Annotated in this window: 23 protein-coding genes, 5 tRNA genes and 1 pseudogene; 5 read left to right on the plus strand and 24 right to left on the minus strand. The window is 71.3% G+C overall.

All coding sequences use genetic code 11. The features are described 5' to 3' along the window. Positions 1 to 79: 79 nt before the first annotated feature. From OG295_RS09490 to OG295_RS09510, 5 genes are all read right to left on the minus strand, one after another. Entirely contained in the window at positions 80 to 1,144 is a 1,065-nt protein-coding gene (locus tag OG295_RS09490; protein WP_371676485.1) for a cell division initiation protein, read from the minus strand. A gap of 126 nt (positions 1,145 to 1,270) precedes the next feature. Next, on the minus strand, positions 1,271 to 1,750 hold the full coding sequence (coaD, locus tag OG295_RS09495; protein ID WP_351829746.1) for a pantetheine-phosphate adenylyltransferase: 480 nt from the start codon (positions 1,748 to 1,750) through the stop codon (positions 1,271 to 1,273). A 29-nt stretch (positions 1,751 to 1,779) separates the two neighbouring features. Next, positions 1,780 to 2,358 (minus strand): 16S rRNA (guanine(966)-N(2))-methyltransferase RsmD, encoded by a 579-nt coding sequence (gene rsmD / locus OG295_RS09500; protein ID WP_371676486.1) that lies wholly within the window; start codon positions 2,356 to 2,358, stop codon positions 1,780 to 1,782. A 46-nt stretch (positions 2,359 to 2,404) separates the two neighbouring features. Further along, a complete protein-coding gene (locus OG295_RS09505) occupies positions 2,405 to 5,617 on the minus strand; it encodes a helicase-related protein (RefSeq protein WP_371676488.1) in 3,213 nt (1,070 codons plus the stop codon). Positions 5,618 to 5,643: 26 nt separating this feature from the next. Continuing rightward, positions 5,644 to 7,302, minus strand: coding sequence for a DAK2 domain-containing protein (locus OG295_RS09510; RefSeq protein ID WP_371676489.1), 1,659 nt, complete (start codon positions 7,300 to 7,302; stop codon positions 5,644 to 5,646). Positions 7,303 to 7,543: 241 nt separating this feature from the next. Between OG295_RS09510 and rpmB the strand changes: the two genes are divergently transcribed. Then, complete coding sequence (rpmB, locus tag OG295_RS09515; RefSeq protein ID WP_007266795.1) at positions 7,544 to 7,729, plus strand: 50S ribosomal protein L28; 186 nt, start codon at positions 7,544 to 7,546, stop codon at positions 7,727 to 7,729. 136 nt (positions 7,730 to 7,865) lie between these two features. Here the strand turns inward: rpmB and thiD are convergent, their stop codons facing one another. Beyond that, a complete protein-coding gene (gene thiD / locus OG295_RS09520; RefSeq protein WP_371676491.1) occupies positions 7,866 to 8,663 on the minus strand; it encodes a bifunctional hydroxymethylpyrimidine kinase/phosphomethylpyrimidine kinase in 798 nt (265 codons plus the stop codon). A gap of 8 nt (positions 8,664 to 8,671) precedes the next feature. Then, positions 8,672 to 9,655 carry a thiamine-phosphate kinase gene (locus tag OG295_RS09525; RefSeq protein WP_356221661.1) on the minus strand — a complete coding sequence of 328 codons (984 nt, stop codon included), beginning with the start codon at positions 9,653 to 9,655 and terminating at the stop codon, positions 8,672 to 8,674. Positions 9,656 to 9,897: 242 nt separating this feature from the next. On the opposite strand from OG295_RS09525, the gene OG295_RS09530 reads away from it, so the two are divergent. After that, positions 9,898 to 10,131, plus strand: coding sequence for an Lrp/AsnC ligand binding domain-containing protein (locus OG295_RS09530; RefSeq protein ID WP_030227340.1), 234 nt, complete (start codon positions 9,898 to 9,900; stop codon positions 10,129 to 10,131). 23 nt (positions 10,132 to 10,154) lie between these two features. Further along, entirely contained in the window at positions 10,155 to 10,637 is a 483-nt protein-coding gene (locus OG295_RS09535) for a DUF3515 domain-containing protein (RefSeq protein WP_371676492.1), read from the plus strand. A 93-nt stretch (positions 10,638 to 10,730) separates the two neighbouring features. Here OG295_RS09535 and OG295_RS09540 read toward each other — a convergent pair whose 3' ends face one another. From OG295_RS09540 to OG295_RS09550, 3 genes are read right to left on the minus strand one after another with little or no spacing between them, the layout of a single operon-like run. Beyond that, positions 10,731 to 11,888 carry a D-alanine--D-alanine ligase family protein gene (locus OG295_RS09540; protein WP_371676493.1) on the minus strand — a complete coding sequence of 386 codons (1,158 nt, stop codon included), beginning with the start codon at positions 11,886 to 11,888 and terminating at the stop codon, positions 10,731 to 10,733. 39 nt (positions 11,889 to 11,927) lie between these two features. Then, a complete protein-coding gene (locus OG295_RS09545; RefSeq protein WP_371676494.1) occupies positions 11,928 to 12,938 on the minus strand; it encodes an NAD(P)H-dependent glycerol-3-phosphate dehydrogenase in 1,011 nt (336 codons plus the stop codon). Continuing rightward, complete coding sequence (locus OG295_RS09550) at positions 12,935 to 13,687, minus strand: lysophospholipid acyltransferase family protein (protein ID WP_371676495.1); 753 nt, start codon at positions 13,685 to 13,687, stop codon at positions 12,935 to 12,937. The genes OG295_RS09545 and OG295_RS09550 overlap by 4 nt, the downstream gene beginning before the upstream one ends. Positions 13,688 to 13,933: 246 nt before the next feature. Between OG295_RS09550 and cofC the strand changes: the two are divergent. Further along, positions 13,934 to 14,527: pseudogene (cofC, locus tag OG295_RS09555) on the plus strand (2-phospho-L-lactate guanylyltransferase); the annotation flags it as partial. 303 nt (positions 14,528 to 14,830) lie between these two features. Here cofC and OG295_RS09560 read toward each other — a convergent pair. From OG295_RS09560 to leuC, 4 genes are all read right to left on the minus strand, one after another. Beyond that, positions 14,831 to 15,520: an HU family DNA-binding protein gene (locus OG295_RS09560; protein WP_371676496.1), complete on the minus strand. Its 690-nt coding sequence runs from the start codon at positions 15,518 to 15,520 to the stop codon at positions 14,831 to 14,833. A 144-nt stretch (positions 15,521 to 15,664) separates the two neighbouring features. Then, a complete protein-coding gene (locus OG295_RS09565; RefSeq protein ID WP_030227330.1) occupies positions 15,665 to 15,892 on the minus strand; it encodes a hypothetical protein in 228 nt (75 codons plus the stop codon). Positions 15,893 to 16,029: 137 nt separating this feature from the next. Next, the gene (gene leuD / locus OG295_RS09570) at positions 16,030 to 16,623 is read right to left on the minus strand and encodes a 3-isopropylmalate dehydratase small subunit (protein ID WP_030227329.1); all 594 of its coding nucleotides are present in this window, start codon (positions 16,621 to 16,623) and stop codon (positions 16,030 to 16,032) included. Between the two features lie 3 nt (positions 16,624 to 16,626). Next, a complete protein-coding gene (gene leuC / locus OG295_RS09575; RefSeq protein WP_371676497.1) occupies positions 16,627 to 18,051 on the minus strand; it encodes a 3-isopropylmalate dehydratase large subunit in 1,425 nt (474 codons plus the stop codon). Positions 18,052 to 18,237: 186 nt separating this feature from the next. Here leuC and ndgR point away from each other — a divergent pair, with 186 nt between their 5' ends. Then, entirely contained in the window at positions 18,238 to 18,954 is a 717-nt protein-coding gene (gene ndgR, locus OG295_RS09580; RefSeq protein ID WP_007266782.1) for an IclR family transcriptional regulator NdgR, read from the plus strand. Positions 18,955 to 19,137: 183 nt separating this feature from the next. On the opposite strand, the gene OG295_RS09585 is transcribed toward ndgR, so the two are convergent. From OG295_RS09585 to OG295_RS09630, 10 genes are all read right to left on the minus strand, one after another. Then, positions 19,138 to 19,210, minus strand: a tRNA-Glu gene (locus OG295_RS09585). A gap of 21 nt (positions 19,211 to 19,231) precedes the next feature. Next, positions 19,232 to 19,303: transfer RNA gene (locus tag OG295_RS09590), tRNA-Gln, on the minus strand. A gap of 22 nt (positions 19,304 to 19,325) precedes the next feature. Continuing rightward, positions 19,326 to 19,401: transfer RNA gene (locus OG295_RS09595), tRNA-Glu, on the minus strand. Between the two features lie 61 nt (positions 19,402 to 19,462). Next, positions 19,463 to 19,535, minus strand: a tRNA-Glu gene (locus OG295_RS09600). A 27-nt stretch (positions 19,536 to 19,562) separates the two neighbouring features. Then, positions 19,563 to 19,634 (minus strand) — tRNA-Gln (locus tag OG295_RS09605). 86 nt (positions 19,635 to 19,720) lie between these two features. Next, positions 19,721 to 20,449, minus strand: a complete 729-nt coding sequence (locus tag OG295_RS09610) for an HAD family hydrolase (protein WP_371676498.1) — start codon at positions 20,447 to 20,449, stop codon at positions 19,721 to 19,723. 10 nt (positions 20,450 to 20,459) lie between these two features. After that, positions 20,460 to 21,131 carry a DUF4241 domain-containing protein gene (locus OG295_RS09615; RefSeq protein ID WP_371681147.1) on the minus strand — a complete coding sequence of 224 codons (672 nt, stop codon included), beginning with the start codon at positions 21,129 to 21,131 and terminating at the stop codon, positions 20,460 to 20,462. Between the two features lie 113 nt (positions 21,132 to 21,244). Then, positions 21,245 to 22,720, minus strand: coding sequence for a glutamate--tRNA ligase (gltX, locus tag OG295_RS09620; protein WP_371676499.1), 1,476 nt, complete (start codon positions 22,718 to 22,720; stop codon positions 21,245 to 21,247). Continuing rightward, the gene (locus OG295_RS09625) at positions 22,713 to 23,513 is read right to left on the minus strand and encodes a fumarylacetoacetate hydrolase family protein (protein WP_280916314.1); all 801 of its coding nucleotides are present in this window, start codon (positions 23,511 to 23,513) and stop codon (positions 22,713 to 22,715) included. Before OG295_RS09625 ends, gltX begins: the two co-directional genes overlap by 8 nt. Before the next feature lie 97 nt (positions 23,514 to 23,610). After that, the gene (locus tag OG295_RS09630; protein ID WP_356221683.1) at positions 23,611 to 23,796 is read right to left on the minus strand and encodes a hypothetical protein; all 186 of its coding nucleotides are present in this window, start codon (positions 23,794 to 23,796) and stop codon (positions 23,611 to 23,613) included. Positions 23,797 to 23,969 lie beyond the last annotated feature (173 nt).

Consider the following 23,969-nt stretch of genomic DNA (forward strand, 5'->3'; position numbering starts at 1 on the left):
CGGGCAGCATGGATCGCGGTGCATACGCGCGACCGAAGAGCCAGGATACCCGGCGCTTCGCTCTGAGCCCAATCCGGGGCTACCGCCCCTGTTCGTACTGGCGGAGCTGATCCAGGTTGATCATGCTCGTGTCGAAGAAGCTGGTCTCGTCCAGAGCGGGCTGCTGGGGCACCTGCTGGGGGTGGCGTTCCTGGGGCTGCTGGTAGGCGCCGTACGGGTCGGGCTGCTGTTGCTGCTGGTAGACCGCGTACGGGTCGGGCTGCTGCGGGGCCCCGTAGGAGTGGCCCGTGTACGGGTCCTGGTAGGCGTACGCGTCCTGCTGCTGGACGGCCGGCTGCTGCGGGTAGGGGTACGCGTCGTACTGCGGCGCGGGCTGCGCCTGCGGGGGGACGTGCGCCCGCACCGGGCCGGGGTCCGGCTCGGCCAGTCCGGCCAGGAAGTCCGCGTCGCTCGACGGGCGGGCCCCGGTGAGACCGGCCGCGTCCTGGGCGGCCATGTGCGCGCCGAGGTCGTCCGTCGGGACCCTGCCCAGCAGCTTCTGGCGGCCCCGGCCGACGGCCTCCAGGGTCTTGGCCAGCACCGCCTCGAAGGTCGCCAGCTTGGTGTCCACGTACGCGTCCGCCTGCCGGCGCTGCTCCTGCGGGTCGTGACTGCGCTCGGGGGCGTCCGCGTCGGCGAAGCCCTGCTCGTCGAGGCCCGGACCGCGCCCCAGGAGCTTCTCGCGGCCCCGGTCCACGGAGCCGATGGTCTTGCTGAGGACGACCTCGAAGTTGGCGAGCTTGCTGTCGACGTAGTCGTCCGCCTCGGCCCGGATCTCCTCGGCCTCGCGGCGCGCGTCCGCCAGGATCCGGTCCGCCTCGGCCTGCGAGCGGCGGGCGATCTCGGTGTCGGAGATCAGCGAACCCCGCTGGGCGTGCGCGGACTCGATGATCCGGTCCGCCTCCCGGCGGGCCTCCTCGACCATCTGCTCGCGTCCGCCGATCAGTTCGGCGGCCTGGGCGAGGGAGCCGGGCAGGGCCTGGCGCACCTCTTCGAGACGCTCCAGGAGCTCCGCACGGTTGATCACGCAGGACGCCGACATGGGCATGGACCGGGCGCCGCCGACGGCCGCGACGATCTCGTCGAGCTTCTTCTGTACGTCCATGGGGGCTCGCACTCTCTCTGGCTCAAGCGGGTCCTGAGACGGACGGGACCACTGACGAGACGACTGTAGGGCCACCGGCCGCACGTGCGGCGCGGACCGGGGAAGCCCGGTCCGGCCGCCGTCGGGTCACTTCGCGCGCAGCCGTTCGGTCAGTGCCGCGTGCACGTGCGCGGGCAGCAGGTGGGCGACGTCGCCGCCCCAGGTCGCGACCTCCTTGACCAGGGAGGACGAGAGGAAGCTGTAGGTCGGGTTGGTCGGCACGAACAGCGTTTCGACGCCCGAGAGTCCCATGTTCATCTGGGCCATCTGCAGCTCGTAGTCGAAGTCGCTGACGGCGCGCAGGCCCTTGACGATGGCGGGGATGTCCCGCTGCTTGCAGAAGTCCACGAGCAGTCCGTGGAACGACTCGACCTCGACGTTGCCGTAGTCGGCGGTCGCCTCGCGGATCATCTCGATCCGCTCCTCGACCGTGAAGAGCCCCTTCTTGGACTGGTTGATCATCACGGCGACGTGGACCACGTCGTAGAGCCGGGAGGCCCTGCCGATGATGTCGAGGTGTCCGTTGGTGATGGGGTCGAACGACCCCGGACAGACGGCGCGGCGCAACTGAATTCCCTCGCTCCCCGGTGCGGGCATCATGACTCTTCGCTGGTGTCGGCGGCGCGGCCGTACCACAGGGTGCCCTCGCCGTACTTGCGGGACCGGAGCCCCTCGAAGCCTCGGGGCCACGGGAACGCGCCGCTCCTCGTGCTCCGCTCCACGGTGACGAGCGCATCGTCGGTGAGCCAGCCATTGGACCGGAGTGTGAGGAGGATCTCCCCAAGATCGCCGTGCTCGACGGCGTACGGCGGGTCCAGGAAGACGATGTCGTACGGGTCTCCCTGCGCGGTCGCCGCCACGACCTGCTCGGCCTTTCCGGCCCGGAATTCGGCGCCGGGCAGGCCCAGCGTCCTGATGTTGTCCCGGATGGCCTTGGAGGCCTTGGCGTCGGCCTCGACCAGCAGGGTGTGGGCCGCGCCCCGGGAGAGGGCCTCCAGGCCCACGGCGCCCGAACCGCCGTAGAGGTCGAGCACCCGGGAGCCCTCCACCCCGTGCAGGGACTCCCACGTGGAGAAGAGCCCTTCGCGCATCCGGTCGGAGGTCGGGCGGGTGCCGGTGCCGGGCGGCACGGCCAGCCTCCGCCCGCCGGCGGTGCCGGCGATCACGCGGGTCATCTGGGGTCCTTCGGTGCTCGGGGGTTCGTTCGACGCCCCCCCATTGTCAGCCCTTCTCCAGGTACTGCTCCCGCTCGGTGTCCAGCAGGGCGTCCAGGGCGGTGCGCAGGCCGGGGAGGCCGGTCAGCTCGGGGTCGTCGGCGACCACGCGGGTGGCCTCCTCGCGGGCCTGGGCGATGACCTCCTCGTCCTCGATGACGGCGAGCATGCGCAGCGAGGAGCGCACGCCCGACTGGGCCTGGCCGAGGACGTCGCCCTCGCGGCGCTGCTCCAGGTCGATCCGGGAGAGTTCGAAGCCGTCGAGGGTGGCGGCGACGGCGGCGAGCCGGGCACGGGCCGGGCTGGCCTCGTGCATCTCGCTGACCAGCAGGCACAGGCCCGGGGCGGAGCCGCGGCCGACGCGGCCGCGCAGCTGGTGGAGCTGGGAGACGCCGAAGCGGTCGGCGTCCATGATCACCATGACCGTGGAGTTGGGGACGTTGACGCCGACCTCGATGACGGTGGTGGCCACGAGCACCTTGACCTCGCCGGCGGCGAAGCGGCGCATCACGTCGTCCTTGTCGGCGGGGTCCATCCGCCCGTGCAGGACCTCGACGCGGAGCCCGGCGAGCGGTCCCTTGGCGAGCTGCTCGGCGATCTCCAGCACGGCGAGCGGGGGGCGCTTGTCGCCGTCCTCCTCGGTGGCCTTCTTCTTCTTGGGCTCGTCCTCGCCGTCCCCGATCCGGGGGCAGACCACGTAGGCCTGGTGGCCGTTCTCGACTTCCTCACGGACGCGTTCCCAGGCCCGCGTGAGGAAGTGGGGCTTGTCCTTGGCGGGCACGACGTGGGTGGCGATCGGGGAGCGGCCGGCGGGCAGCTGGTCGAGGACGGAAGTCTCCAGGTCGCCGAAGACGGTCATCGCGACGGTGCGCGGGATGGGGGTGGCGGTCATGACGAGCAGGTGCGGGGGCTGCTTGCCCTTCGACCGCAGCGCGTCGCGCTGTTCGACGCCGAAGCGGTGCTGTTCGTCGACCACGACGAGGCCGAGGTCGTGGAACCGGACCTTTTCCTCGATGAGCGCGTGGGTGCCGATGACGATGCCCGCCTCTCCGGTGACCAGGTCGAGCAGGGCCTGGCGGCGGGCGGGCATGCCCATGGAGCCGGTGAGCAGCACCACTTTGGTGCCCTGGTCGGAGCCGCCGAGCATGCCGCCCTCGGCGAGCTCGCCCATCATCTCGGTGATGGACCGGTGGTGCTGCTGGGCGAGCACTTCGGTGGGCGCGAGCATCGCGGCCTGCCCTCCGCTGTCGACCACGGCGAGCATGGCCCGCAGGGCGACCATCGTGTTGTGCGTCACGGTGAAGTTGTCGGTCACGTAGGCGTGACTGGCGTGCTCGACGCTGATGCACTGCACCGGCTTGGGGCCGACATGCTCCACCGTCCGGATACTCCGCCGGAGGGTGCTGGACGTCGGCCTCGGCCGCACGCGTGCCGCCTTGCGCGGCAGCCGGAACGGCTCGAACTCCTCGGGCAGGGCGACGGAGACGTGGAAAGCGGCCTCCTCGGGCAGCACGCGAGCCCGGCCGCCGAGAGAGCGCACGAGCCAGGCCACGTCCTCCGCGAGCCGGAGAGATGCCGAGCGGAATGAGATACCCGTCCCGTCCGCGTGCAGCGTCCCGTCCGTGTCCATGAGCCCCTGAAGGACCGCCAAGCGGTCCTTGACCGGCGCGTTCTTGTAGACCTCCGGGACGAACTCGCCATGGGGGCTCGCACCCCACAGCCCCAGATCGCGCACCGCCTGGATGACGGGATTCCGCCGGGTGCCGCCCCTCGGTCCGCTCGGCCGGATCGTGTAGTCGCAGGCGGATCCCGGCACCGCGGCCATCTCGCAGTGCGGGGCGACCGCCGCCTCGGCGGCAGCCAGGATGTCTTGGTCCCTGGTGGACAGTCGCAGGTCGTGCCGGAAAGAGCCGTCGCCGATGAGCACGCCCATCAGATAGGGATCAAGTGGTGGGCGGTCATCGCTCCCGAGGTCCACGGGGACGGCCACCGGCAGGTACCACTTTGAAGATCCATCGGCCTCGCGCAGGTCCGACCTGATCTCCCTCGTGGTCATGACCTTCGGCTCCTGGCCAGGGTGCCCTCCACGGCTCGTGCCGACGATCCACAGGTGTTCGTCATCGCACTCGACAGAGCTCCCGTCCGAGAGCAGTACGCGCCACACATCGCGCACTCCCTGCGGGAAGACGCCCCCCACGAGGGCGATCTCGCCGGACGGCACCACCACCTCGTCCCCCACCCGGATGTCTCCCATGGGCCGGAACCCGGTGGGCGTCAGCACCAGCGAGTCGAGGGGTTGCGCTTTGCCCGAGCCGACCTCGCCCTGGAGGAGGCGGTGCATCGGGTGGCTGGTGGCGAGGTCGTCGAAGATCTCCCGGGACACGTTCTGCTGGCCGTCGGTGAGGGTGAAGGGGAGCTTCGCGTCGAAGGAGTCGAGGAGGCCGGCCGGGGCGGGGCGGCGGGGGACGGCGGGGAGCTGGGAGTCGGCGTGGCGGCGGCGGGCGAGGGCGACCTGGAGGACGAAGGCCTCGTCCCACTTCAGGCGTTGCCGCGCGTCCTCGATGTCGGCCTTGGCGGTGGGGCGGTGGATCTTGAGGAGGGCCTCGGTGAGCGGGACGAGCCCGCGGCCCTCGCGCAGGGTGGGCGGGAGGGGGTCCACGGTCTCCCGGGCGGCGGGCAGGACCGCGTCCACGCATTTGGCGATCTTCCAGGACTCCAGCTTGGCGCAGGCCGGGTAGATCGGGATGAGCCGGTTCGCGAAGGCGGTCGCCGCGTCCCCTTCGGAGGCGTCGGCGCCGAGGAGTTCGTAGGCGGGGTGCGAGAGCTGGAGCTTGCGGTTGAACATGCCGACCTTGCCCGCGAACATGGCGCGGGTTCCGGGCAGCAGGTCCTTGTGCGGTTTGTGGACGCCGGCTCCGAAGAAGACCAGCTGGAGCCGGCCGCTGCCGTCGGTGATGGTGACTTCGAGGCGTTTGCCCCGGCCGCCGTTGAAGGTCAGGATCCGGGCGTCGGCGACCTGGGCGACGACCGTCACGTGCTCGTCGAGCTGGTCGGCGAGCTCGGTGAGCGGGGTCAGCTCGCCGCGCTCGGCGTACCGCCGGGGGTAGTGGTGGAGCAGGTCCAGGGCCGTGTGCAGGCCGAGCTGCTCGGCCAGCACCTTGGCGGTGGCGGGGCCGAGGGTCTTCTTGAGGTCTTCGTCGAGCGCGGGCACGTGTTCCATTGCACACCATCGCGCTGACAAGGCCGCTATTCCACCCCGATGAGCAGCGGCGCCGAGTACCGGCCGCCCCGGTAGGTGACCGTGTCGACGGCGAGGTGCCCGTGCTGCACGTACGCCTCCAGGCGCGCGGCGAGGGCGTCGGGGACCTCGGGGCCCAGGACCAGGGTGACCAGTTCGCCGCCGGAGCCGAGCATCCGCGCCAGGACCGCCTCGGCCGTCTCGGGCAGGCCGGCGCCGATGACGGCGACGTCGCCGTCGATCAGGCCGAGCACGTCGCCGGCCTGGCAGATGCCGGCGGAGGTGAAGGACTGCCGTTCGGCGACGGCCAGTTCTCCGTAGCGGGTGGCGCCGGCGGCGGCGGTCATGGCGACGACGTCCTCGTCGAAGCTGCCGTCCGGGTCGTGCACGGCGAGGGCGGCCAGGCCCTGGACCGCGGAGCGGGTGGGGATGACGGCGACCCGTACGCCGTCGGCGCGGGCCTGTTCGGCGGCGGCCGCGGCGGCGGCCCGCAGGTCGGCGGCGCCGGGCAGCAGGACCACCTCGCGGGCGTGGGCCCGGCGGATCGCGTCGAGCAGCACGGGGACGGCCGGCGGCTCGCCGGGGCGGGCCAGTACGGCGGTGGCGCCGGCCTCGCCGCACAGTCCGGCCAGCCCCTCGCCCTGGACGACGGCGACGACGGCCCGCTGGACGCGCGGGGCCCGCGCGAGGCGGCGCTCGTCGCCGAAGTGGGTGATGCGGATCCGGTAGGGCCGTCCGGCGACCACTCCCGCCTCGACGGCCGCGCCGGGGTCGTCGACGTGGACGTGGACGTTCCAGAGCGCGTCGCCGCCGACCACCACCAGGGAGTCGCCGAGCCCGTCGAGCGTGGCGCGCAGCTCCCCGACCGCCTCCTCGCCGGCCTCCAGCAGGTAGACCACCTCGTAGGCGGGTCCGCCCAGCTCCTCGGCGCACGGCCGGTCGTCCCGGGGGCCGGGCACGGCCCGGCCGCGTGCCGGTTCGGCCTCGGGTTCCTGTCCGGACAGCGCCTGCCACAGGGCTCCGAGTACGGCGACCAGCCCGCAGCCCCCGGCGTCGACGACTCCGGCCCGCCCCAGCGCGGCGAGCTGGCCCGGGGTCTCGGCGAGGGCCGCGCGGGCTCCCTCGTAGGCGGCCCGCGCCACGTCGGCGGCGGTCGCGGCGGCTGCTCCGGCGGTCGCCGCGGCCCGGGCGGCGGCTCCGGCGACGGTGAGCATGGTGCCCTCGACCGGGTGCGCGACGGCCTGGTAGGCCTCCTCGGCGGCCCGGGTCAGGGCCCGGGCCAGCAGCGGGCCGCCGTCGCGGGCGTCGGGCTCGGCGCCCAGCACGTCGGCGACCCCGCGCAGCAGCTGGGCGAGGATCGTCCCGGAGTTGCCCCGGGCGCCTATGAGGGCGCCGTACGCGTAGGCCCGTACGGCCTCGGGCAGGGAGGGGGCGGCGGGTGTGCCGTCGGTCACGCGGGCGGGGGGGCCGGCGAAGGCCTCGGTCAGGGCGCGGTCCGCGGACTCGGCGGTGAGGTAGAGGTTCGTGCCGGTGTCGGCGTCCGCGACCGGGTAGACGTTGATCGCGTCGATGTCCTCGCGGGCCCGGCCCAGTGCGGCCAGGGCCAGCGAGCTCCAGGTGCGCACCGCTTCGGCGTCGAGGGTGTGCGGGCCAGGCTCGTGCGCCACCGGGCGTTCCTCCTTGTGCGGGCCAGGGTTCACCGCAGGGTAACGAAGGACGGGCCCCGGCTCGGGACCCCGGGGCGGAGCCCGTCCCCGTCATGGTAGTTTTCTTGGACCCAAGCAGTCGTTGTATGCTGCTCAGGTTGCCCGTCGAGAGTCGGGTCATTCGTCCGGCAAGCCACTTCAGATCTCTGATTCCGGTGCGCCGGATTCCACCGTAATTGCATCTGAAGTCTTGGAGTGACCTGTGGCTGCCAACTGCGACGTTTGCGCCAAGGGGCCGAGCTTCGGCAACAACATCTCCCACTCGCACCGCCGCACCTCGCGTCGCTGGAACCCGAACATCCAGCGTGTCCGTGCCGTGGTCAATGGGACGCCGAAGCGCCTCAACGCCTGCACCTCGTGCATCAAGGCCGGCAAGGTCTCGCGCTGACGCCTCCCGTCGTCGTAGCGCAGCCCTTTCCGGTTGCCAAGAAGGCCGGTTCACCTCTGGTGAACCGGCCTTTTGTCTTTCCCGGGACGCTGCCGGGAGGGTGCGGGCGAGGGGTGCGGGGAGGGTGCGGGCGCGCTCAGCGCCACTGCCAGGCGTGATCGACGGGACCGATGCCCGCGCCGAGCGCGAAGCCGGCCGCGATGGCGCCCGTGACGTACTCCTTGGCGGCCGTGACCGCCTCCGGGACGGCGAGGCCCTTGGCCAGGCCCGCCGCGACGGCGCTGGCGAGGGTGCAGCCCGTGCCGTGCGTGTGCCGGTTGTCGAGGCGCGGCGCGCGCAGCCACAGCTCCTCGGAGCCGTCGGTGAGCAGGTCCACGGCCTCACCGCCGTGGGCCGCGAGGTGGCCGCCCTTGATCAGCGCCCAGCGGGGGCCGTAGCCGAGGACGGCGTCGGCGGCCCGGCGCATGCCGTCCTCGTCGGTGACGGTCAGTCCCGTGAGCTGCGCCACCTCGTCCAGGTTCGGCGTCGCCACCGTGGCCCGCGGCAGCAGTTCCCGGCGCACGGCGTCCAGCGCGGAGGCGGCGAGCAGCGCGTCCCCGTGCTTGGAGACCCCGACGGGATCGACCACCACCGGAGCGTCCGTCGCGGCCAGCAGCCCGGCCACCGTTTCCACCAGTACGGCGGAGGACAGCATCCCGGTCTTGACGGCCTGGACCCCGATGTCGTCCGCCACGGCCCGGTACTGGGCGGTGACGGCCTCGGCGGGCAGCTCCCAGGCCCCCCGTACGCCGAGGGAGTTCTGCGCGGTCACCGCGGTGACGACGCTCATGCCGTGCACGCCGAGGGCGAGCATGGTCTTGAGGTCGGCCTGGATGCCCGCGCCGCCGCCGGAGTCGGATCCGGCGACGGTCAGGCACAAGGGCGGGTGCGGCACCGGCCGGCTCACTGGGACGGTCCCTCGGCGTCCGGATCGGCGCCGAAGTGGTCCCAGCCGCCGGTGCTGGTCCAGGGGGCGCCGTCCACGGTCACCTGGGGCAGCGCGGAGCGGTGCTGGACCTCCCCGATGACCTTCCAGCGGGCCGGGAGCTTCACGTCGGACGGGAAGGTCGCCACGATGGCGTGGTCCTCGCCCCCGGTCAGCACCCACTGGAGCGGGTCCACGCCGACGGCCTGGCCGATGTCGTGCATCTGGGTCGGGATGTCCACGGCCCCCGAGCGCACGTCGATGCGCACCTTGCTGGACTCGGCGATGTGCCCCAGGTCGGCGATCAGGCCGTCGCTGACGTCGGTCATGGCGGTGGCGCCGAGTCCGGCGGCCGCGGGGCCCGCGTGGTACGGGGGCTCGGGGCGCCGGTGCGCCTCGACGAAGGCCCGCGGGGAGCGGAAGCCGCGCGAGAGCACCGCGTAGCCGGCCGCGGACCAGCCGAGCCAGCCCGTGACGGCCACGACGTCCCCGGGCCGGGCGCCGGAGCGCAGTACGGGCTCGTGGTTGCGCAGGTCGCCGAGGGCGGTGATGGAGACGGTGATGGTGTCGCCGCGCACGACGTCGCCGCCGACCACGGCCGCGCCCGCGACCTGGCATTCGTCACGGATGCCGTCCATCAGCTCGGTGGGCCAGGTGACCGGCAGTTCCGCCGGGACGACCAGGCCCAGGAGCAGCGCGGTCGGCACCGCTCCCATGGCGGCGATGTCGGCCAGGTTCTGCGCGGCGGCCTTGCGGCCGACGTCGTAGGCCGTGGACCAGTCGCGCCGGAAGTGCCTGCCCTCCAGCAGGATGTCCGTGCTCGCCACGACCCGCCGGTCGGGGGCCGACACCACCGCGGCGTCGTCGCCGGGTCCGAGCCGGACCGCCGGGGTGGTGGTGAGCCGTGAGGTGAGCTCCCGAATGAGCCCGAACTCCCCCAGCTCGCCCACAGTGCCCTTCATCGCTGTGCCCCTTCTTGGCAAGTCCGCTTGCGGTCGCGAGCCGTCACAGCTCTGGGTACCGTCAACAGATACGTCAACTTCTGCTCTCCGTGCGCCCCGCTGTGCGTGGCGCCGGGCCCACGGGTCTCCCCGCAGCGCACGGCGACGCGGTACCGTGGCGTCTCTTCCCCGGGCCCGCCCGATCTCCCTGGGCCCATCCGAAGGTTAGGGGAAATGATCCTCGTGGCCGCCCTGGAGGTTCTGTGGTACAGGCGTACATCCTCATCCAGACCGAGGTGGGCAAGGCGTCGTTCGTCGCCGAGTCCATCGGAAAGATCGCGGGGGTGATCCAGGCCGAGGACGTGACGGGTCCGTACGACGTGATCGTGCGCGCCCAGGCCGACACGGTCGACGACCTCGGCCGCATGGTGGTCGCCAAGGTCCAGCAGGTGGAGGGGATCACCCGCACCTTGACCTGCCCCGTGGTCCATCTGTAGCCCCCGTCTACTCTTGGCCGGTGATGTCACTCCACCGCCGGCCGTTCCGTCTAGCCGCCCCACTGGTCCTGCTGGCCCTCGCGGGCTGCGCCCCGGGGGATTCCGGGGCCCGGGTGGATCCGCCGCCCGCTCCGCCGGCCGATGTCGCGGGGCTCTGTGCGTCGCTGCACAAGGAGCTCCCGGAGACGGTGGCGGGGCTGGCCCGGACCGCCACCGAGCCGGTGTCGGATCTGACCGCCGCGTGGGGCGGCTCGGCGATCGTACTGCGGTGCGGTATCCCCAAGCCCCCCGCGATGGCCGATCCGAAGCAGGAGGGCGTCGAGGTCAACGGCGTCGGATGGCTGTTGGAGAAGATGTCCGACGGCGGCTTCCGGTTCACCACCGGAGCACGGCTGGCGTACACGGAGGTCCGGGTCGACAAGGAGCATGCCACGGACGCGGGGATGCTGGTCGGTCTGTCCGCCGCCGTGGCCAAGTCGGTGCCGGTGGGCATCTCCTCCTACTGATCCCGCCGGACCCGCTCCCGCTCACACCGCCGCCCGTCGGCCGCCCCTCTCGGGGCGGACGGCGGGCGGTCGGCTGTACGGGGCCGGGTGCGGCTAGCGCAGCCCGGTGGAGCGGCGCAGGGCCGCCTGGAGCAGGAGGTCCACCAGCTCCTGGTACTCGATGCCCGACTCCTGCCACATCCGCGGGTACATGGAGATCGGCGTGAACCCGGGCATGGTGTTGATCTCGTTGATGACGAAGGTGCCGTCCTCGGTGAGGAAGAAGTCGGCGCGCACCAGGCCCTCGCAGGACGCGGCCTCGAAGGCCTCGATCGCGAGCCGCTGCACCTCGGCGGTCTGCTCCGGGGTGAGCGGGGCGGGCACGAGTCCGGCGGCGGAGTCGATGTACTTCGCCTCGAAGTCGTAGAAGTCGTGGCTGGAGACCGGCGGGATCTCGGCCGGGACGCTCGCGCGCGGCCCGTCCTCGAACTCCAGCACGCCGCACTCGATCTCGCGGCCGCGCAGCAGCGCCTCCACGATGACCTTCGGGTCGTGGCGGCGGGCCTCGTGGACGGCCGCTTCCAGACCGGAGGGGTCGTCGACCTTGGTGATGCCGATGGAGGAGCCGGCGCGGGCGGGCTTGATGAACAGCGGCCAGCCGTGCTCGCCCGCGAAGTCCAGGATCCTCGCCGTGGCGGCGGCCGGGTCGGCCTCCCACTCGCGGGGACGGATGGTCACGTACGGGCCGACCTTCAGCCCGAAGGAGGTGAACACCCGCTTCATGTAGTCCTTGTCCTGGCCGACGGCCGAGGCGAGGACGCCCGAACCGACGTAGGGGACCCCGGACAGCTCCAGGAGGCCCTGGAGGGTGCCGTCCTCGCCGTAGGGACCGTGCAGGACGGGGAAGACGACGTCGACCTCGCCCAGCGCCTTGGGGACGGCACCCGGCTCGGTGTAGACGACCTCGCGGCTGGCGGGGTCCACGGAGAGCACGACGGTGCCGTCCGGGGACTCCGCCAGCGTGTCCACGCTCGGGAGGGCGCGGTCCGCGATGGCCATGCGCTCGGGGTCGTCGGCGGTCAGGGCCCACCGGCCGTCCGTGGTGATGCCGATGGGCAGCACCTCGTACTTGGCACGGTCGATGGAGCGCAGCACCGCGCCCGCCGTGACGACCGAAATGGCGTGTTCCGAGCTGCGGCCGCCGAACACGACGGCCACGCGGGGCTTGCGGCCCTGCTGCTCAGGGGTCTGGGGGAGGTTCTCGCTGCTCATATCGCCACGAGGGTACCCGCTCATACGTCCGGAAAGGACTCAGCGGCGTTCCGGTTTCGCGCTGCGCCCCATCAGTTCCTTCAGCGCGACCAGCGGGGGCTTGCCGTGGTGCACGATGTCGACCACCGTGTCGGTGATCGGCATGTCCACCCCGTACCGGCCGGCCAGATCCGCCACCGACTGGCAGGACTTGACGCCCTCGGCGGTCTGCCGGGTGACCGCGATGGTCTCCTCCAGGGTCATCCCGCGGCCCAGGTTGGTGCCGAAGGTGTGGTTCCGGGAGAGCGGCGAGGAGCAGGTGGCGACCAGGTCGCCGAGGCCCGCGAGGCCGGAGAAGGTGAGCGGGTCGGCGCCCATGGCGAGGCCCAGGCGGGTGGCTTCGGCCAGGCCGCGGGTGATGAGGGAGCCCTTGGTGTTGTCGCCCAGGCCCATGCCGTCCGCGATGCCGACGGCGAGGCCGATGACGTTCTTGACGGCGCCGCCGAGCTCGCAGCCGATGACGTCGGTGCTCGTGTACGGGCGGAAGTACGCGGTGTGGCAGGCGGCCTGGAGGCGCCGGGCCACGGCCTCGTCCACGCAGGCGACGACCGAGGCGGCGGGCTGGCGGGCGACGATCTCGCGGGCCAGGTTGGGCCCGGTGACCACGGCCACGCGCTCGGCGGGGACCTTGGCCACCTCTTCGATGACCTCGCTCATCCGCTTGGCGGTGCCGAGTTCGATGCCCTTCATCAGGGAGACGAGCACGGCGTCGGCGGGCAGCAGCGGGGCCCACGCGGCGAGGTTGGCGCGAAGGGTCTGCGAGGGGATGGCCAGGACGGCGAAGTCCGCGTCGCGGGCGGCCTCGGCCGCGTCGGTGGTGGCGCGGAGGTTCGCGGGCAGTTCGACGCCGGGGAAGTAGTCCGGGTTGGTCCGGCCGGTGTTGATGGCGTCGGCGAGCTCCTGGCGGCGGCCCCACAGGGTCACCTCGCAGCCGGCGTCGGCGAGCACCATGCCGAAGGCCGTGCCCCAGGAGCCCGTTCCGAAGACGGCCGCCTTCACGGTACGTGTCACTTGTCGCCCTCCCCCGCGGCATTCCGCCGCTGCTCCGCCCTGGCCTTGCGGTGGTCGTACGGCTGCGCGGGCGCGGTCTGCCCGCGCAGTTCCTCCAGGAGCCCGGTGATGTCGGCCATGATGGCCTCGGTGGCCCCCTTGAGGACGTCCGGAGTGGGTTCCCGGTCGTAGTAGGCCGAGAGGTCCACGGGCGGTCCCGCGAGCACCTGGAGGGTCTTGCGGGGGAACAGGCGGACCTTGTTCTCCTTGGCGTAGGGCGGCATCGCGAGGTTCGCGCCCCACTGGGCCACCGGAATGACCGGGGCCTTGGTGATCAGCGCCACGCGGGCGACACCGGTCTTGCCGGCCATCGGCCACATCTCGGGATCACGGGTGAGGGTGCCCTCCGGGTAAAAGGCCACGCATTCTCCGCGCTCGACGGCGTCGACGGCCGCCCGGAATGCGTCCAGGGCGTTCGTGGTCTCCCGGTAGACGGGGATCTGCCCGGAGCCGTGGAGGATCATGCCGACAAAAGGCACCTTGAAGAGTCCGGCCTTGGCGAGCAATCGGGGCACCCGGCCGGTGTTGTACTGGAAGTGCGCGTAGGAGAGCGGGTCCAGATACGAGTTGTGATTGACGGCGGTGATAAATCCGCCATCAGCCGGAATGTGCTCCATTCCCCGCCAGTCCCGCTTGAAGAGCACTACCAGCGGCGGTTTTGCTATGACCGCCGCCAGGCGGTACCAGAAGCCGATTCTGCGGCGGGACACTCGGACACCTTCCTCTAGGACCGGTGCGTGGCGTGGGCACCTTGCGGGCCGGACAAGTGTCGCTTCGGGTCCGGTCCCTGTCGAGGACACCGTACGCCCCGCTCGCACCACCGGGCCCCCCTGTTGCCGGTCGGAGGCGACAATGGGCCGACCGGGGGCCGGGCGACGGCCCGCCGATGGCCGGGGCGGGTGCGGGAGCGCACCGGAGGGAAGGGGTCCGTCACGAACGCCGTGTGGAGTCTGGTGATGCCGCTGAAGCCCTTGGCACTGGCCAAGAGCCGTCTGGCGGCGGCCGTCGGCGCGTCCCGTCCGGGGCTGGCGCTGGCCTTCGCCCAGGACACCGTGGCCGGGGCCCTGGCCTGCACCTCGGTCGCGGATGTGGTGGTCGTCACGGACGACGTCCTGGCGGGTGCGGAACTGGCCAGGCTGGGTGCGCGGATCCTTCCCGACGCCCCGGGGGCCGGGCTCAACGCCGCCCTGGACCACGGGGCGCGGGCGGTGCGCGCGGGGCGGCCCGGGACCGCGGTGGCGGCGATCAACGCGGACCTGCCCGCCCTGCGGCCACCGGAATTGCTACGCGTGCTCGATACCGCCACGGCATTTCCCCGGGCATTTCTGGCGGATGCGGCCGGAATCGGTACCACGCTGCTTTGCGCCGGCCCGGACGTGGAATTGGCCCCCTCGTTCGGCGGCCCCTCCCGGGCCCGTCATTCGGCCTCGGGGGCGGTGGAAATCTCGCTGGCGGACGTCGAGAGCGTCCGCCGGGACGTGGACACCGCGGCGGACCTGCGTACGGCCCTCGCCCTCGGCGTGGGCCGGCACACGGCCCGATACAGTGCCCGTATGCAGGCGACCGCGTACACGTACGACTCCCGGACCCACAGCGGCAGTGTGCTGCTGGACGACGGCACCCCGGTGCCCTTCGAGGCCGCGGCCTTCGAGGCGGGCGGCCTGCTGCTGCTGCGCCCGGGGCAGCGCGTACGGATCGAGACGGACGGCGAGGGCCCGGCCCTGCGCATCACCCTGGTCACCCTGCAGACCTTCTGACCTGCGCAAACCCCGGGCGAGTGGCCCGGGACCACGCACCGCGGGCCGGCTTCCCCCTGGTGGGGAAACCGGCCCGGCGTGTGTGACTCGTGCCCCTTACTTCTTGCGGGCGGTGGTCTTCTTCGCGGTGGTCTTGCGCGCCGTCGCCTTCTTCGTGGCGGGCGCCTTGGTCGCCGGAGCAGCCTTCTTGGCCGCCGGGGCGGTCTTCTTGGCGGCGGCCGTGGTCTTCTTCGCCGCGGTCGCCTTGACGGCGGTGGTCTTCTTGGCCGCCGGCGCGGCCTTCTTGGCCACCGCGGTCGTCTTCTTCGCCGTCGCGGTGGTCTTCTTGGCGGCGGTCTTCTTCACGGTCGCCGCGGTCTTCTTCGCGACCGTGGTCTTGGCCGCCGCCTTCCTGGCGGTGGTGGCCTTCTTGGCCGCGGCCTTCTTGACCGTCGCGGACGCCGAGGCACCGCCGGACAGGCTGCCCTTCGGCGCCTTCTTCACCGACACCTCGCCGCCCTTGGGGAGCTTCTTGGTGCCGCTGACCAGGTCCTTGAAGCCCTGACCCGCACGGAAACGGGGAACCGAGGTCTTCTTGACCCGGACGCGCTCACCCGTCTGCGGGTTGCGGGCGTAGCGGGCGGGCCGCTCCACCTTCTCGAACGAGCCGAAGCCCGTGACCGAGACCCGGTCGCCCGCGACGACCGCGCGGACGATCGCGTCGAGTACCGCGTCGACAGCGTCCGCGGCCTGCTGGCGGCCGCCAACCTTGTCGGCAATCGCTTCTACGAGCTGCGCCTTGTTCACGTCTTCCCCTTCGGAGACTTCGCCAGAACGAATGTGTTCAAGCTTATTTCGCACGTTAGGCGGATATATACCGCAAATCAAACACGAAACGGGCTAATCACCCTAGTGCCGCAACGATGCAGGCCGTTACGGAGTTCCTTCGCATCAGTCGCCTTCAGGGAATCGACCCTCGTCGAGGTCCTTCATCAACCTGTCCAGGCGCCTTGCCGCATCGACGAGATCGTGCTTCGACGCCGCAGTGACGACCAACAGCTTCCGGGACAGCGCCATCCTTACGCCCTCCGGGACTTGCAGTGTGCGCACCCTTGCGTGTGCTTCTTTCAACCGGTCCGCGACGAGTTCGTAGAGGTGCAGTTGACTGTCGCGTTCCATGCACAGATTGTGCCATCTGGGGCGAGTTGTCGCCTCACGGGGCCTCAACATACGGCTGTGCCCCCCGCCGGAAGGCGGGGGGCACAGTGTTGCCGATGTGATCACCCAAGGGTGAATAAGCGCTGATCAGGCAGGAATCAAGCCCGAATCGTGCGGGGCTTGAAGGCCGGGCGGGTGCTTTCGTAAGCGTCGATGTCCGCTTCGTTCTGAAGGGTGAGCGAGATGTCGTCCAGCCCCTCCAGCAGACGCCAGCGGGCGTTGTCGTCGAGTTCGAACTCGGCCTCGACGCCCTCGGCTCGGACCTTGCGGTCCACCAGGTCGACGGTGATTTCGGCGGTGGGGTCGGCCTCGGTCAGCTCCCAGAGCCGCTCGACGGTCTCCTGGGGCAGGACGACCGTCAGCAGACCGTTCTTCAGCGAGTTGCCGCGGAAGATGTCGGCGAAGCGCGAGGAGATGACGGTCTTGAAGCCGAAGTTCTGCAGGGCCCAGACGGCGTGCTCGCGCGAGGAACCGGTGCCGAAGTCGGGACCGGCGACCAGCACCGTGGCACCGGCGCGCTCCGGACGGTTCGTGACGAACTCCGGGTCCTTGCGCCAGGCCTCGAAGAGCCCGTCCTCGAACCCGTCGCGGGTGATCTTCTTCAGCCAGTGGGCCGGGATGATCTGGTCGGTGTCGACGTTGCTGCGGCGCAGCGGGACGGCCCGGCCGGTGTGGGTGGTGAAGGCTTCCATGGTTCAGACTCCGGCGGTCGCGGTGGCGTCGGACAGGTCGGCGGGCGAGGCCAGGTGGCCCAGCACCGCGGTGGCGGCGGCCACCTGCGGGGAGACCAGGTGGGTCCGCCCGCCCTTGCCCTGCCGGCCTTCGAAGTTGCGGTTGGAGGTGGACGCGGAACGCTCACCAGGAGCCAGTTGGTCGGGGTTCATGCCCAGGCACATCGAGCAGCCCGCGTGCCGCCATTCGGCGCCGGCGTCCTTGAAGACCTTGTCCAGGCCCTCTTCCACGGCCTGGAGGGCGACCCGGACCGAGCCCGGGACGACCAGCATCCGTACGCCGTCGGCGACTTTGCGGCCCCCGATGATCCCGGCGACGGCCCGCAGGTCCTCGATGCGGCCGTTGGTGCAGGAACCTACGAAGACCGTGTCGACACGGATCTCGCGCAGCGGCTGCCCGGCGGTCAACCCCATGTACTCCAGGGCCTTTTCGGCGGCCAGGCGCTCCGAAGCGTCCTCGTACGAAGCCGGGTCGGGGACGGCGGCCGACAGCGGCGCGCCCTGGCCCGGGTTGGTGCCCCAGGTGACGAACGGGGACAGCGAAGCGCCGTCGATGACGACCTCCGCGTCGAAGACCGCGTCCTCATCGGTGCGCAGCGTCTCCCAGTACGCGACCGCCGCGTCCCAGTCCTCGCCCACGGGGGCGTGGTCACGGCCCTGGAGGTAGTCGAAGGTGGTCCGGTCGGGGGCGATCATGCCCGCGCGGGCGCCGGCCTCGATCGACATGTTGCAGATGGTCATGCGGGCTTCCATCGACAGCTTCTCGACGGCCTCGCCGCGGTACTCCAGGATGTAGCCCTGGCCGCCGCCGGTGCCGATCTTGGCGATGATCGCCAGGATCAGGTCCTTCGCGGTGACGCCCTCGGCCAGCTCGCCGGTGACGGTGATCGCCATCGTCTTCGGGCGGGCCAGCGGCAGCGTCTGGGTGGCCAGCACGTGCTCGACCTGGCTGGTGCCGATGCCGAAGGCCAGCGCGCCGAAGGCGCCGTGGGTGGAGGTGTGCGAGTCGCCGCAGACCACCGTGGTGCCGGGCTGGGTCAGGCCCAGCTGCGGTCCCACGACGTGGACGACACCCTGCTCCACGTCACCCAGCGAGTGCAGACGGACACCGAACTCGGCGCAGTTCGCCCGCAGCGTCTCCAGCTGGGCGCGGGAGACCGGGTCCGCGATCGGCTTGTCGATGTCGAGCGTGGGGGTGTTGTGGTCCTCGGTCGCGATGGTGAGGTCGAGGCGTCGGACCTTGCGGCCGGCCTGACGCAGGCCTTCGAAGGCCTGCGGGCTGGTCACCTCGTGCAGCAGGTGGAGATCAATGAAGAGGAGATCGGGCTCGCCCTCGGCGCGCCGGACGACGTGGTCGTCCCAGACCTTCTCCGCGAGTGTCCTACCCATCGCTTTCCCTCCGGCCGGCCGGTTGGGCCGGCGCTTATTAGAGATCTGTAGCGCCTGATCGCCCGCTACCCCACAGTGCGGAACGACGGCTCGGACCCAGTGGTTCGTGGACCCGCACATACAGACTCGCTGGTTCTTGGAAAAATTGAACTTGCGTTTCACAGTGTGAGACGTGAATATCGTTTCATGGACAACTCTAGCGGCGTCGGCGTTCTCGACAAGGCAGCTCTGGTACTGAGCGCACTGGAGTCCGGTCCGGCCACCCTCGCCGGGCTGGTCGCGGCGACAGGGCTCGCACGACCCACGGCACATCGCCTTGCCGTGGCACTGGAACACCACCGGATGGTGGCGAGGGACATGCAGGGCCGGTTCATCCTCGGTCCGCGGCTGGCAGAGCTTGCCGCCGCGGCCGGCGAGGACCGCCTGCTGGCGACGGCCGGACCGGTGCTCACGCACCTCCGTGACGTGACGGGCGAGAGCGCGCAGCTCTACCGTCGTCAGGGCGACATGCGCATCTGCGTGGCGGCCGCCGAGCGGCTGTCGGGCCTGCGGGACACCGTCCCGGTGGGCTCCACGCTCCCCATGAAGGCCGGATCGGCCGCACAGATCCTGATGGCCTGGGAGGAGCCCGAACGGCTCCACCGGGGCCTGCAGGGCGCGCGCTTCACGGCCACGGCCCTGTCCGGCGTACGGCGCCGCGGCTGGGCCCAGTCGATCGGCGAGCGGGAGCCCGGCGTGGCCTCCGTCTCGGCGCCGGTGCGCGGGCCGTCGAACCGCGTGGTGGCCTCCGTATCGGTCTCCGGGCCGATCGAGCGCCTGACCCGGCACCCCGGGCGCATGCACGCCCAGGCCGTCATCGACGCGGCCGCCCGTCTGACGGAGGCCCTGCGCCGCTCCGGCTGAGCACCTCCCCGGCCGCAGACCTCCACCGCCAACCCCCCGGGTCCGGGGGCGCGAACGACGCCGCACACGTCCGAACTCGCGCCTCCGGGCCCGTACTTGTATGCCGGGCCGGTCCACTCGGGCTTCCGGCCGGACACAGCGAAGAGGCCCTCCGCGATGAACGCGGAGGGCCTCTCCTGTACGTACCCCCGACCGGATTCGAACCGGCGCTACCGCCTTGAGAGGGCGGCGTGCTAGGCCGCTACACAACGGGGGCTAGCTTTACTGCGGTACTGCGCTGGGCTACCAGGACTCGAACCTAGAATAAGGGAACCAGAAACCCTCGTGTTGCCAATTACACTATAGCCCAATGGTCTAGACCAGCCAGACCTTGGTACCCCCGACCGGATTCGAACCGGCGCTACCGCCTTGAGAGGGCGGCGTGCTAGGCCGCTACACAACGGGGGCCCTAGCGATCCTGCATCAAGACGTCCGGGTGCGACCCTGGAGATCTCGCGGGAAGGATCTGTACCCCCGACCGGATTCGAACCGGCGCTACCGCCTTGAGAGGGCGGCGTGCTAGGCCGCTACACAACGGGGGCAAAGCACTGCGTTACTACTGCACTGCGCTGGGCTACCAGGACTCGAACCTAGAATAAGGGAACCAGAAACCCTCGTGTTGCCAATTACACTATAGCCCACCGAACTTCAACCCCCTGGGGGGCTTTCGTTTGGTTAGCGCCTCCGTTCCGACCTTTCGGCCCGCTCCGGCGGCGCAGAAAGAACATTACCGGATGCCTGACCGTGCTCCAAAACGGGTATCTGCCGCCAGCAACTCCGGCAGCCCGTCGAGTCCGGCGATCCGGTGCACGCCGGCCGGGCCGGGCCCGCGCCCTCCGTCCCGGTCGAGCCAGACCGCCTTCAGACCCGCGTCACGGGCGCCCCGCGCGTCGATCTCCGGCTGGTCGCCCACGTACGCCACCTCGCCCGCGGACAGCCCCAGGGCCGCGCAGGCGGCGAGGAAGGCGGCGGCGTCGGGCTTGCTGACGCCCAGCTCGGCGGCGCAGACGAGCACCTCGAAGCGGTCGCGCACCCCGAGGTGGCGCAGTTTGGGGTCCTGGTTGGCGGCGGAGGAGTTGGAGAGCACCCCGTGCCGGTAGTCACCGGCCAGGGCGTCCAGTACCGGCACGACGTCCGGGAACAGCGTCCATGCGGCCTTGTAGTGCTCGACGTAGCGGTCGAACCAGGCGTCGGCCCGCTCGTCGCCCATGCCGGGGGAATCGAGGAAGTCCCGCACCCGGTCCTGGCGCTGGCCCTGGAAGGTGACCTCGCCGGCCGCGAAGCGCGCCCAGTGCGCCTCCGTGACCCGCCGCCACAGGGCCAGGGCCTCCTCGGGGGTGCCGTAGCGCTCCCCCAGCCCCTCGTCGACGAGGTGCCGTGCCAGGCCCGCCGAATCGGCACCCGTGTAGTCGAACAGGGTGTCGTCGATGTCCCACAGCACGGCGCGGATCGGCATGGGAGCGAGCCTACGCCGCGGCGTCCTCCGGCGTGGGCACGACGAAGAAGTCCGTCACGAAACAGGTGACCTCGCCGTCGGCGTCCCGGCCGATCCAGGTCGGGTAGTGGCCGTCGCCCCAGCCGGAGCCGAAGGCCGCGAGGTTGTGACCGTGCTCACCTCCGACCAGGTACGGGCCGGGGCCGTGGCCGGCCCCCTCGAAGGCGCCCCAGAGCGGACCCTCGTCGCCCTCGCACTCCGGGAAGGAATCGTCGGCGGCCTTGTCGTAGAAGCAGCCGGCGCCCGCGTCCACCCCGTAGCCGAAGAACTCGCCGTCACCGAGGCCGGACACGTCCTGCCCCTCGGTCACGGCGTGCTCCCAGCTCGCCGTCGCCGTGTCCCGGATCACCAGCCGGGCGGCGGCCGTACGCAGGTGCGGGCGACCGCCGGGGTCCGCACCGGGGGTGACGAGGGTGGCTATCGCCGTCTCGACGCGGTAGCGGCCGGGGGCCACCCGGGTGGTGAAGGGCTTGGTCCATCCCCCGCCGAGGCTGACGAAGGGGTCGCAGGCGATCACCTCGCCGCTCGGGAGCCACAGCTCCCCGGCCACGGCCACCGCGAGGGTGCCGCTCTCCCCGCTCTCGTAGACGAAGGAGTGGCCCGGGGTGAAGTAGCGGTCGAAGTCGGGGGCGGTCATCGGCATGGTGCGGCCTTCCGGGGAGTGCGTGATCAACTGCACGCACCTTAGGGCCGGTCGCCGACAACGCCGAAAGGGGCGGCGGCCGGAAGGCCACCGCCCCTTTCACGGGGTGCGGATCAGGCGGCGAGCTTCGCCAGCGCCGCGTCGATGCGCGCCAGCGAGCGCTCCCGGCCCAGGATCTCCAGGGACTCGAAGAGCGGCAGGCCGACCGTGCGGCCGGTGACGGCCACGCGGACGGGGGCCTGCGCCTTGCCGAGCTTGAGGCCGTGGGCCTCGCCCGCGGTCAGGACGGCCTGCTTGAGGGACTCCGGGTCCGACCAGTCGGCGCCGGCCAGGTTCTCGCGGGCGGTGGTCAGCAGGGCCGCGGGCTCGCCCTTCATGGCCTTGTCCCACGACGCCTGGTCCTCGACCGGGTCCTTCAGGAACAGGAAGTCGACGTTCGCGGTGATGTCCGACAGGACGGTCACGCGGGTCTGGGCGTGCGGGGCGATGCGCGCCCAGGCCTCGGCGTCGAAGTCCTCGGGGGCCCAGTTGGCGTGCGGGGCCGCGAGCCAGGGCGCGCAGGCGTCCGCGAAGGCCTTCGGGTCGAGGCGGCGGATGTGGTCGGCGTTGATCGCCTCGCACTTCTTGAGGTCGAAGCGCGCCGGGTTGGCGTTGACGTCCGGGATGTCGAACTTCGCCACCATCTCCTCGATGGAGAAGATGTCCTGGTCCTTGGAGAAGGACCAGCCCAGGAGCGAGAGGTAGTTCAGCAGGCCCTCGGGCAGGAAGCCGCGCTCGCGGTAGAGGTTGAGCGAGGACTCCGGGTCGCGCTTGGAGAGCTTCTTGTTGCCCTCGCCCATGACGTACGGCAGGTGGCCGAACTCGGGGACGGCCTTGGCGACGCCCAGCTCGATCAGCGCCTTGTAGAGGGCGATCTGGCGGGGGGTGGAGGACAGCAGGTCCTCGCCGCGCAGGACGTGCGTGATCTCCATCAGCGCGTCGTCGACCGGGTTGACCAGCGTGTACAGCGGGGCGCCGTTCGCGCGGACGATGCCGAAGTCCGGCACGTTCTCCGGAGAGAAGGAGAGCTCGCCGCGGACCAGGTCCGTGAAGGTGATGGTCTCGTCGGGCATCCGGAAGCGGACGATCGAGCTGCGGCCCTCGGCCTCGTACGCGGCCTTCCGCTCCGCCGTGAGGTCGCGGCACTGGCCGTCGTAGCCGGAGGGCTTGCCGGCCGCGCGGGCGGCGTCGCGGCGCGCGTCGAGCTCCTCGGTGGTGCAGTAGCAGTGGTAGGCGTAGCCGCCGTCCTGGAGCTTGCGCGCCACGTCCGCGTAGATGTCCATGCGCTGGGACTGGCGGTACGGGGCGTGCGGGCCGCCCACCTCGGGACCCTCGTCCCAGGTGAAGCCGAGCCAGCGCAGCGAGTCGAGCAGCTGGACGTACGACTCCTCGGAGTCGCGCGCCGCGTCGGTGTCCTCGATGCGGAAGACGAACGTACCGCCGTGGTGGCGGGCGAACGCCCAGTTGAAGAGGGCGGTGCGGACCAGGCCCACGTGGGGGTTGCCGGTCGGGGAGGGACAGAAACGTACGCGGACGTTCGCGTTAGCCACGCTTGATCACCTTGTTGGTGAGAGTGCCGATGCCTTCGATGGTGACGGCGACCTCGTCGCCGACGTTGAGGGGGCCGACTCCGGCCGGGGTCCCCGTGAGGATGACGTCGCCCGGGAGCAGGGTCATGGCCTCGCTGATGTGCACGATCAGGTCCTCGACGGAGCGGACCATGTCGCTGGTGCTGCCGAGCTGGCGCTGTTCGCCGTTGACGGTGCACTGGACGGCCAGGCCCGCGGCGATCGCCGCCGGGTCGAGGCCGGTCTCGATCCAGGGGCCGAGGGGGCAGGCGCTGTCGAAGCCCTTGGCCCGGGCCCACTGCTTCTCCCGCTGCTGGACGTCGCGCGCGGTGACGTCGTTGGCGCAGGTGTAGCCGAGGATCACGTCCTTGACGCGCTCCCTGGGGACCTCCCGGCACATGCGGCCGATGACCACGGCGAGCTCCGCCTCGTGGTGGAGGTCCTGCGAGAAGGAGGGGTACGTGATCGGGTCGCCCGGACCGACCACCGAGGTGGAGGGCTTGAAGAAGGTGATCGGAGCCTCGGGCACCTCGTTGCCCAGCTCCGCCGCGTGCTCCGCGTAGTTGCGGCCGACGGCCACGACCTTGTTCGGGAGCACGGGCGGCAGCAGCCGGACCTTGCTCAGCGGGACCTTCGTGCCCGAGAGCTCGAAGTCCGCGAAGGGGATGCCCTTGATGATGTCGAGGACGAGCTCCGACCCGTCGCCGGGGGCGGCGTCGCCCTCGACCGCGCCGAAGGCGACGTTGCCGTCGATCGAGAACCTGGCGATGCGCACGTGTTGCGTCTGCCCCTCTGTATTTCCGCTGGCTGGAGTCTGCGGACTCCAGGCTAACGCGGTGGGCGGCGGCGCTCCGCGTCCTCGCGCGGGGCCGCTACTGCGCGGCGGCGACCGGCGCGTCCATCAGGACGGTGCGGCGGGGGTTCGCGGTCTGGCCCGGAAGCTCGACGGAGTGCTCCGGGGTGGCCGGGGCCGCCTGCAGTTCCTCGGCGTCCTTGAGGTGCGCGAGGGTCGTGCGGCGGGGGTTGGCTATGTTGCGGAACATCATCGTCGTCTTCATCGGAGTTTCGGGCCCTCGGCTCGCTCGTGGGGTGAGGGTTGTCGGATGCGCCGGGTGGGGCGCCAACCCTTTAAAAGGCAAGGCTAAACATCTGAATCCCCGACCGAACCAGGAAGTAATGGCCACTCGCGTGTGAGTTTCCTCACCAATGAAGGGGCATTCCGGGCATAATG

It is taken from the genome of Streptomyces sp. NBC_01276, from assembly GCF_041435355.1.
Taxonomy (GTDB): Bacteria; Actinomycetota; Actinomycetes; order Streptomycetales; family Streptomycetaceae; genus Streptomyces.

What these genes read in the sequence shown, in the direction of transcription:
- OG295_RS09490 (WP_371676485.1), bottom strand. Translation starts at nt 1,144, where the DNA reads ATGGACGTACAGAAGAAGCTCGACGAGATCGTCGCGGCCGTCGGCGGC.
- rsmD (WP_371676486.1), bottom strand. Translation starts at nt 2,358, where the DNA reads ATGACCCGCGTGATCGCCGGCACCGCCGGCGGGCGGAGGCTGGCCGTG.
- OG295_RS09505 (WP_371676488.1), bottom strand. Translation starts at nt 5,617, where the DNA reads ATGGAACACGTGCCCGCGCTCGACGAAGACCTCAAGAAGACCCTCGGC.
- OG295_RS09525 (WP_356221661.1), bottom strand. Translation starts at nt 9,655, where the DNA reads ATGAAGGGCACTGTGGGCGAGCTGGGGGAGTTCGGGCTCATTCGGGAG.
- OG295_RS09535 (WP_371676492.1), top strand. Translation starts at nt 10,155, where the DNA reads ATGTCACTCCACCGCCGGCCGTTCCGTCTAGCCGCCCCACTGGTCCTG.
- OG295_RS09540 (WP_371676493.1), bottom strand. Translation starts at nt 11,888, where the DNA reads ATGAGCAGCGAGAACCTCCCCCAGACCCCTGAGCAGCAGGGCCGCAAG.
- OG295_RS09565 (WP_030227330.1), bottom strand. Translation starts at nt 15,892, where the DNA reads ATGGAACGCGACAGTCAACTGCACCTCTACGAACTCGTCGCGGACCGG.
- leuD (WP_030227329.1), bottom strand. Translation starts at nt 16,623, where the DNA reads ATGGAAGCCTTCACCACCCACACCGGCCGGGCCGTCCCGCTGCGCCGC.
- leuC (WP_371676497.1), bottom strand. Translation starts at nt 18,051, where the DNA reads ATGGGTAGGACACTCGCGGAGAAGGTCTGGGACGACCACGTCGTCCGG.
- ndgR (WP_007266782.1), top strand. Translation starts at nt 18,238, where the DNA reads ATGGACAACTCTAGCGGCGTCGGCGTTCTCGACAAGGCAGCTCTGGTA.
- OG295_RS09610 (WP_371676498.1), bottom strand. Translation starts at nt 20,449, where the DNA reads ATGCCGATCCGCGCCGTGCTGTGGGACATCGACGACACCCTGTTCGAC.
- OG295_RS09615 (WP_371681147.1), bottom strand. Translation starts at nt 21,131, where the DNA reads ATGCCGATGACCGCCCCCGACTTCGACCGCTACTTCACCCCGGGCCAC.
- OG295_RS09630 (WP_356221683.1), bottom strand. Translation starts at nt 23,796, where the DNA reads ATGAAGACGACGATGATGTTCCGCAACATAGCCAACCCCCGCCGCACG.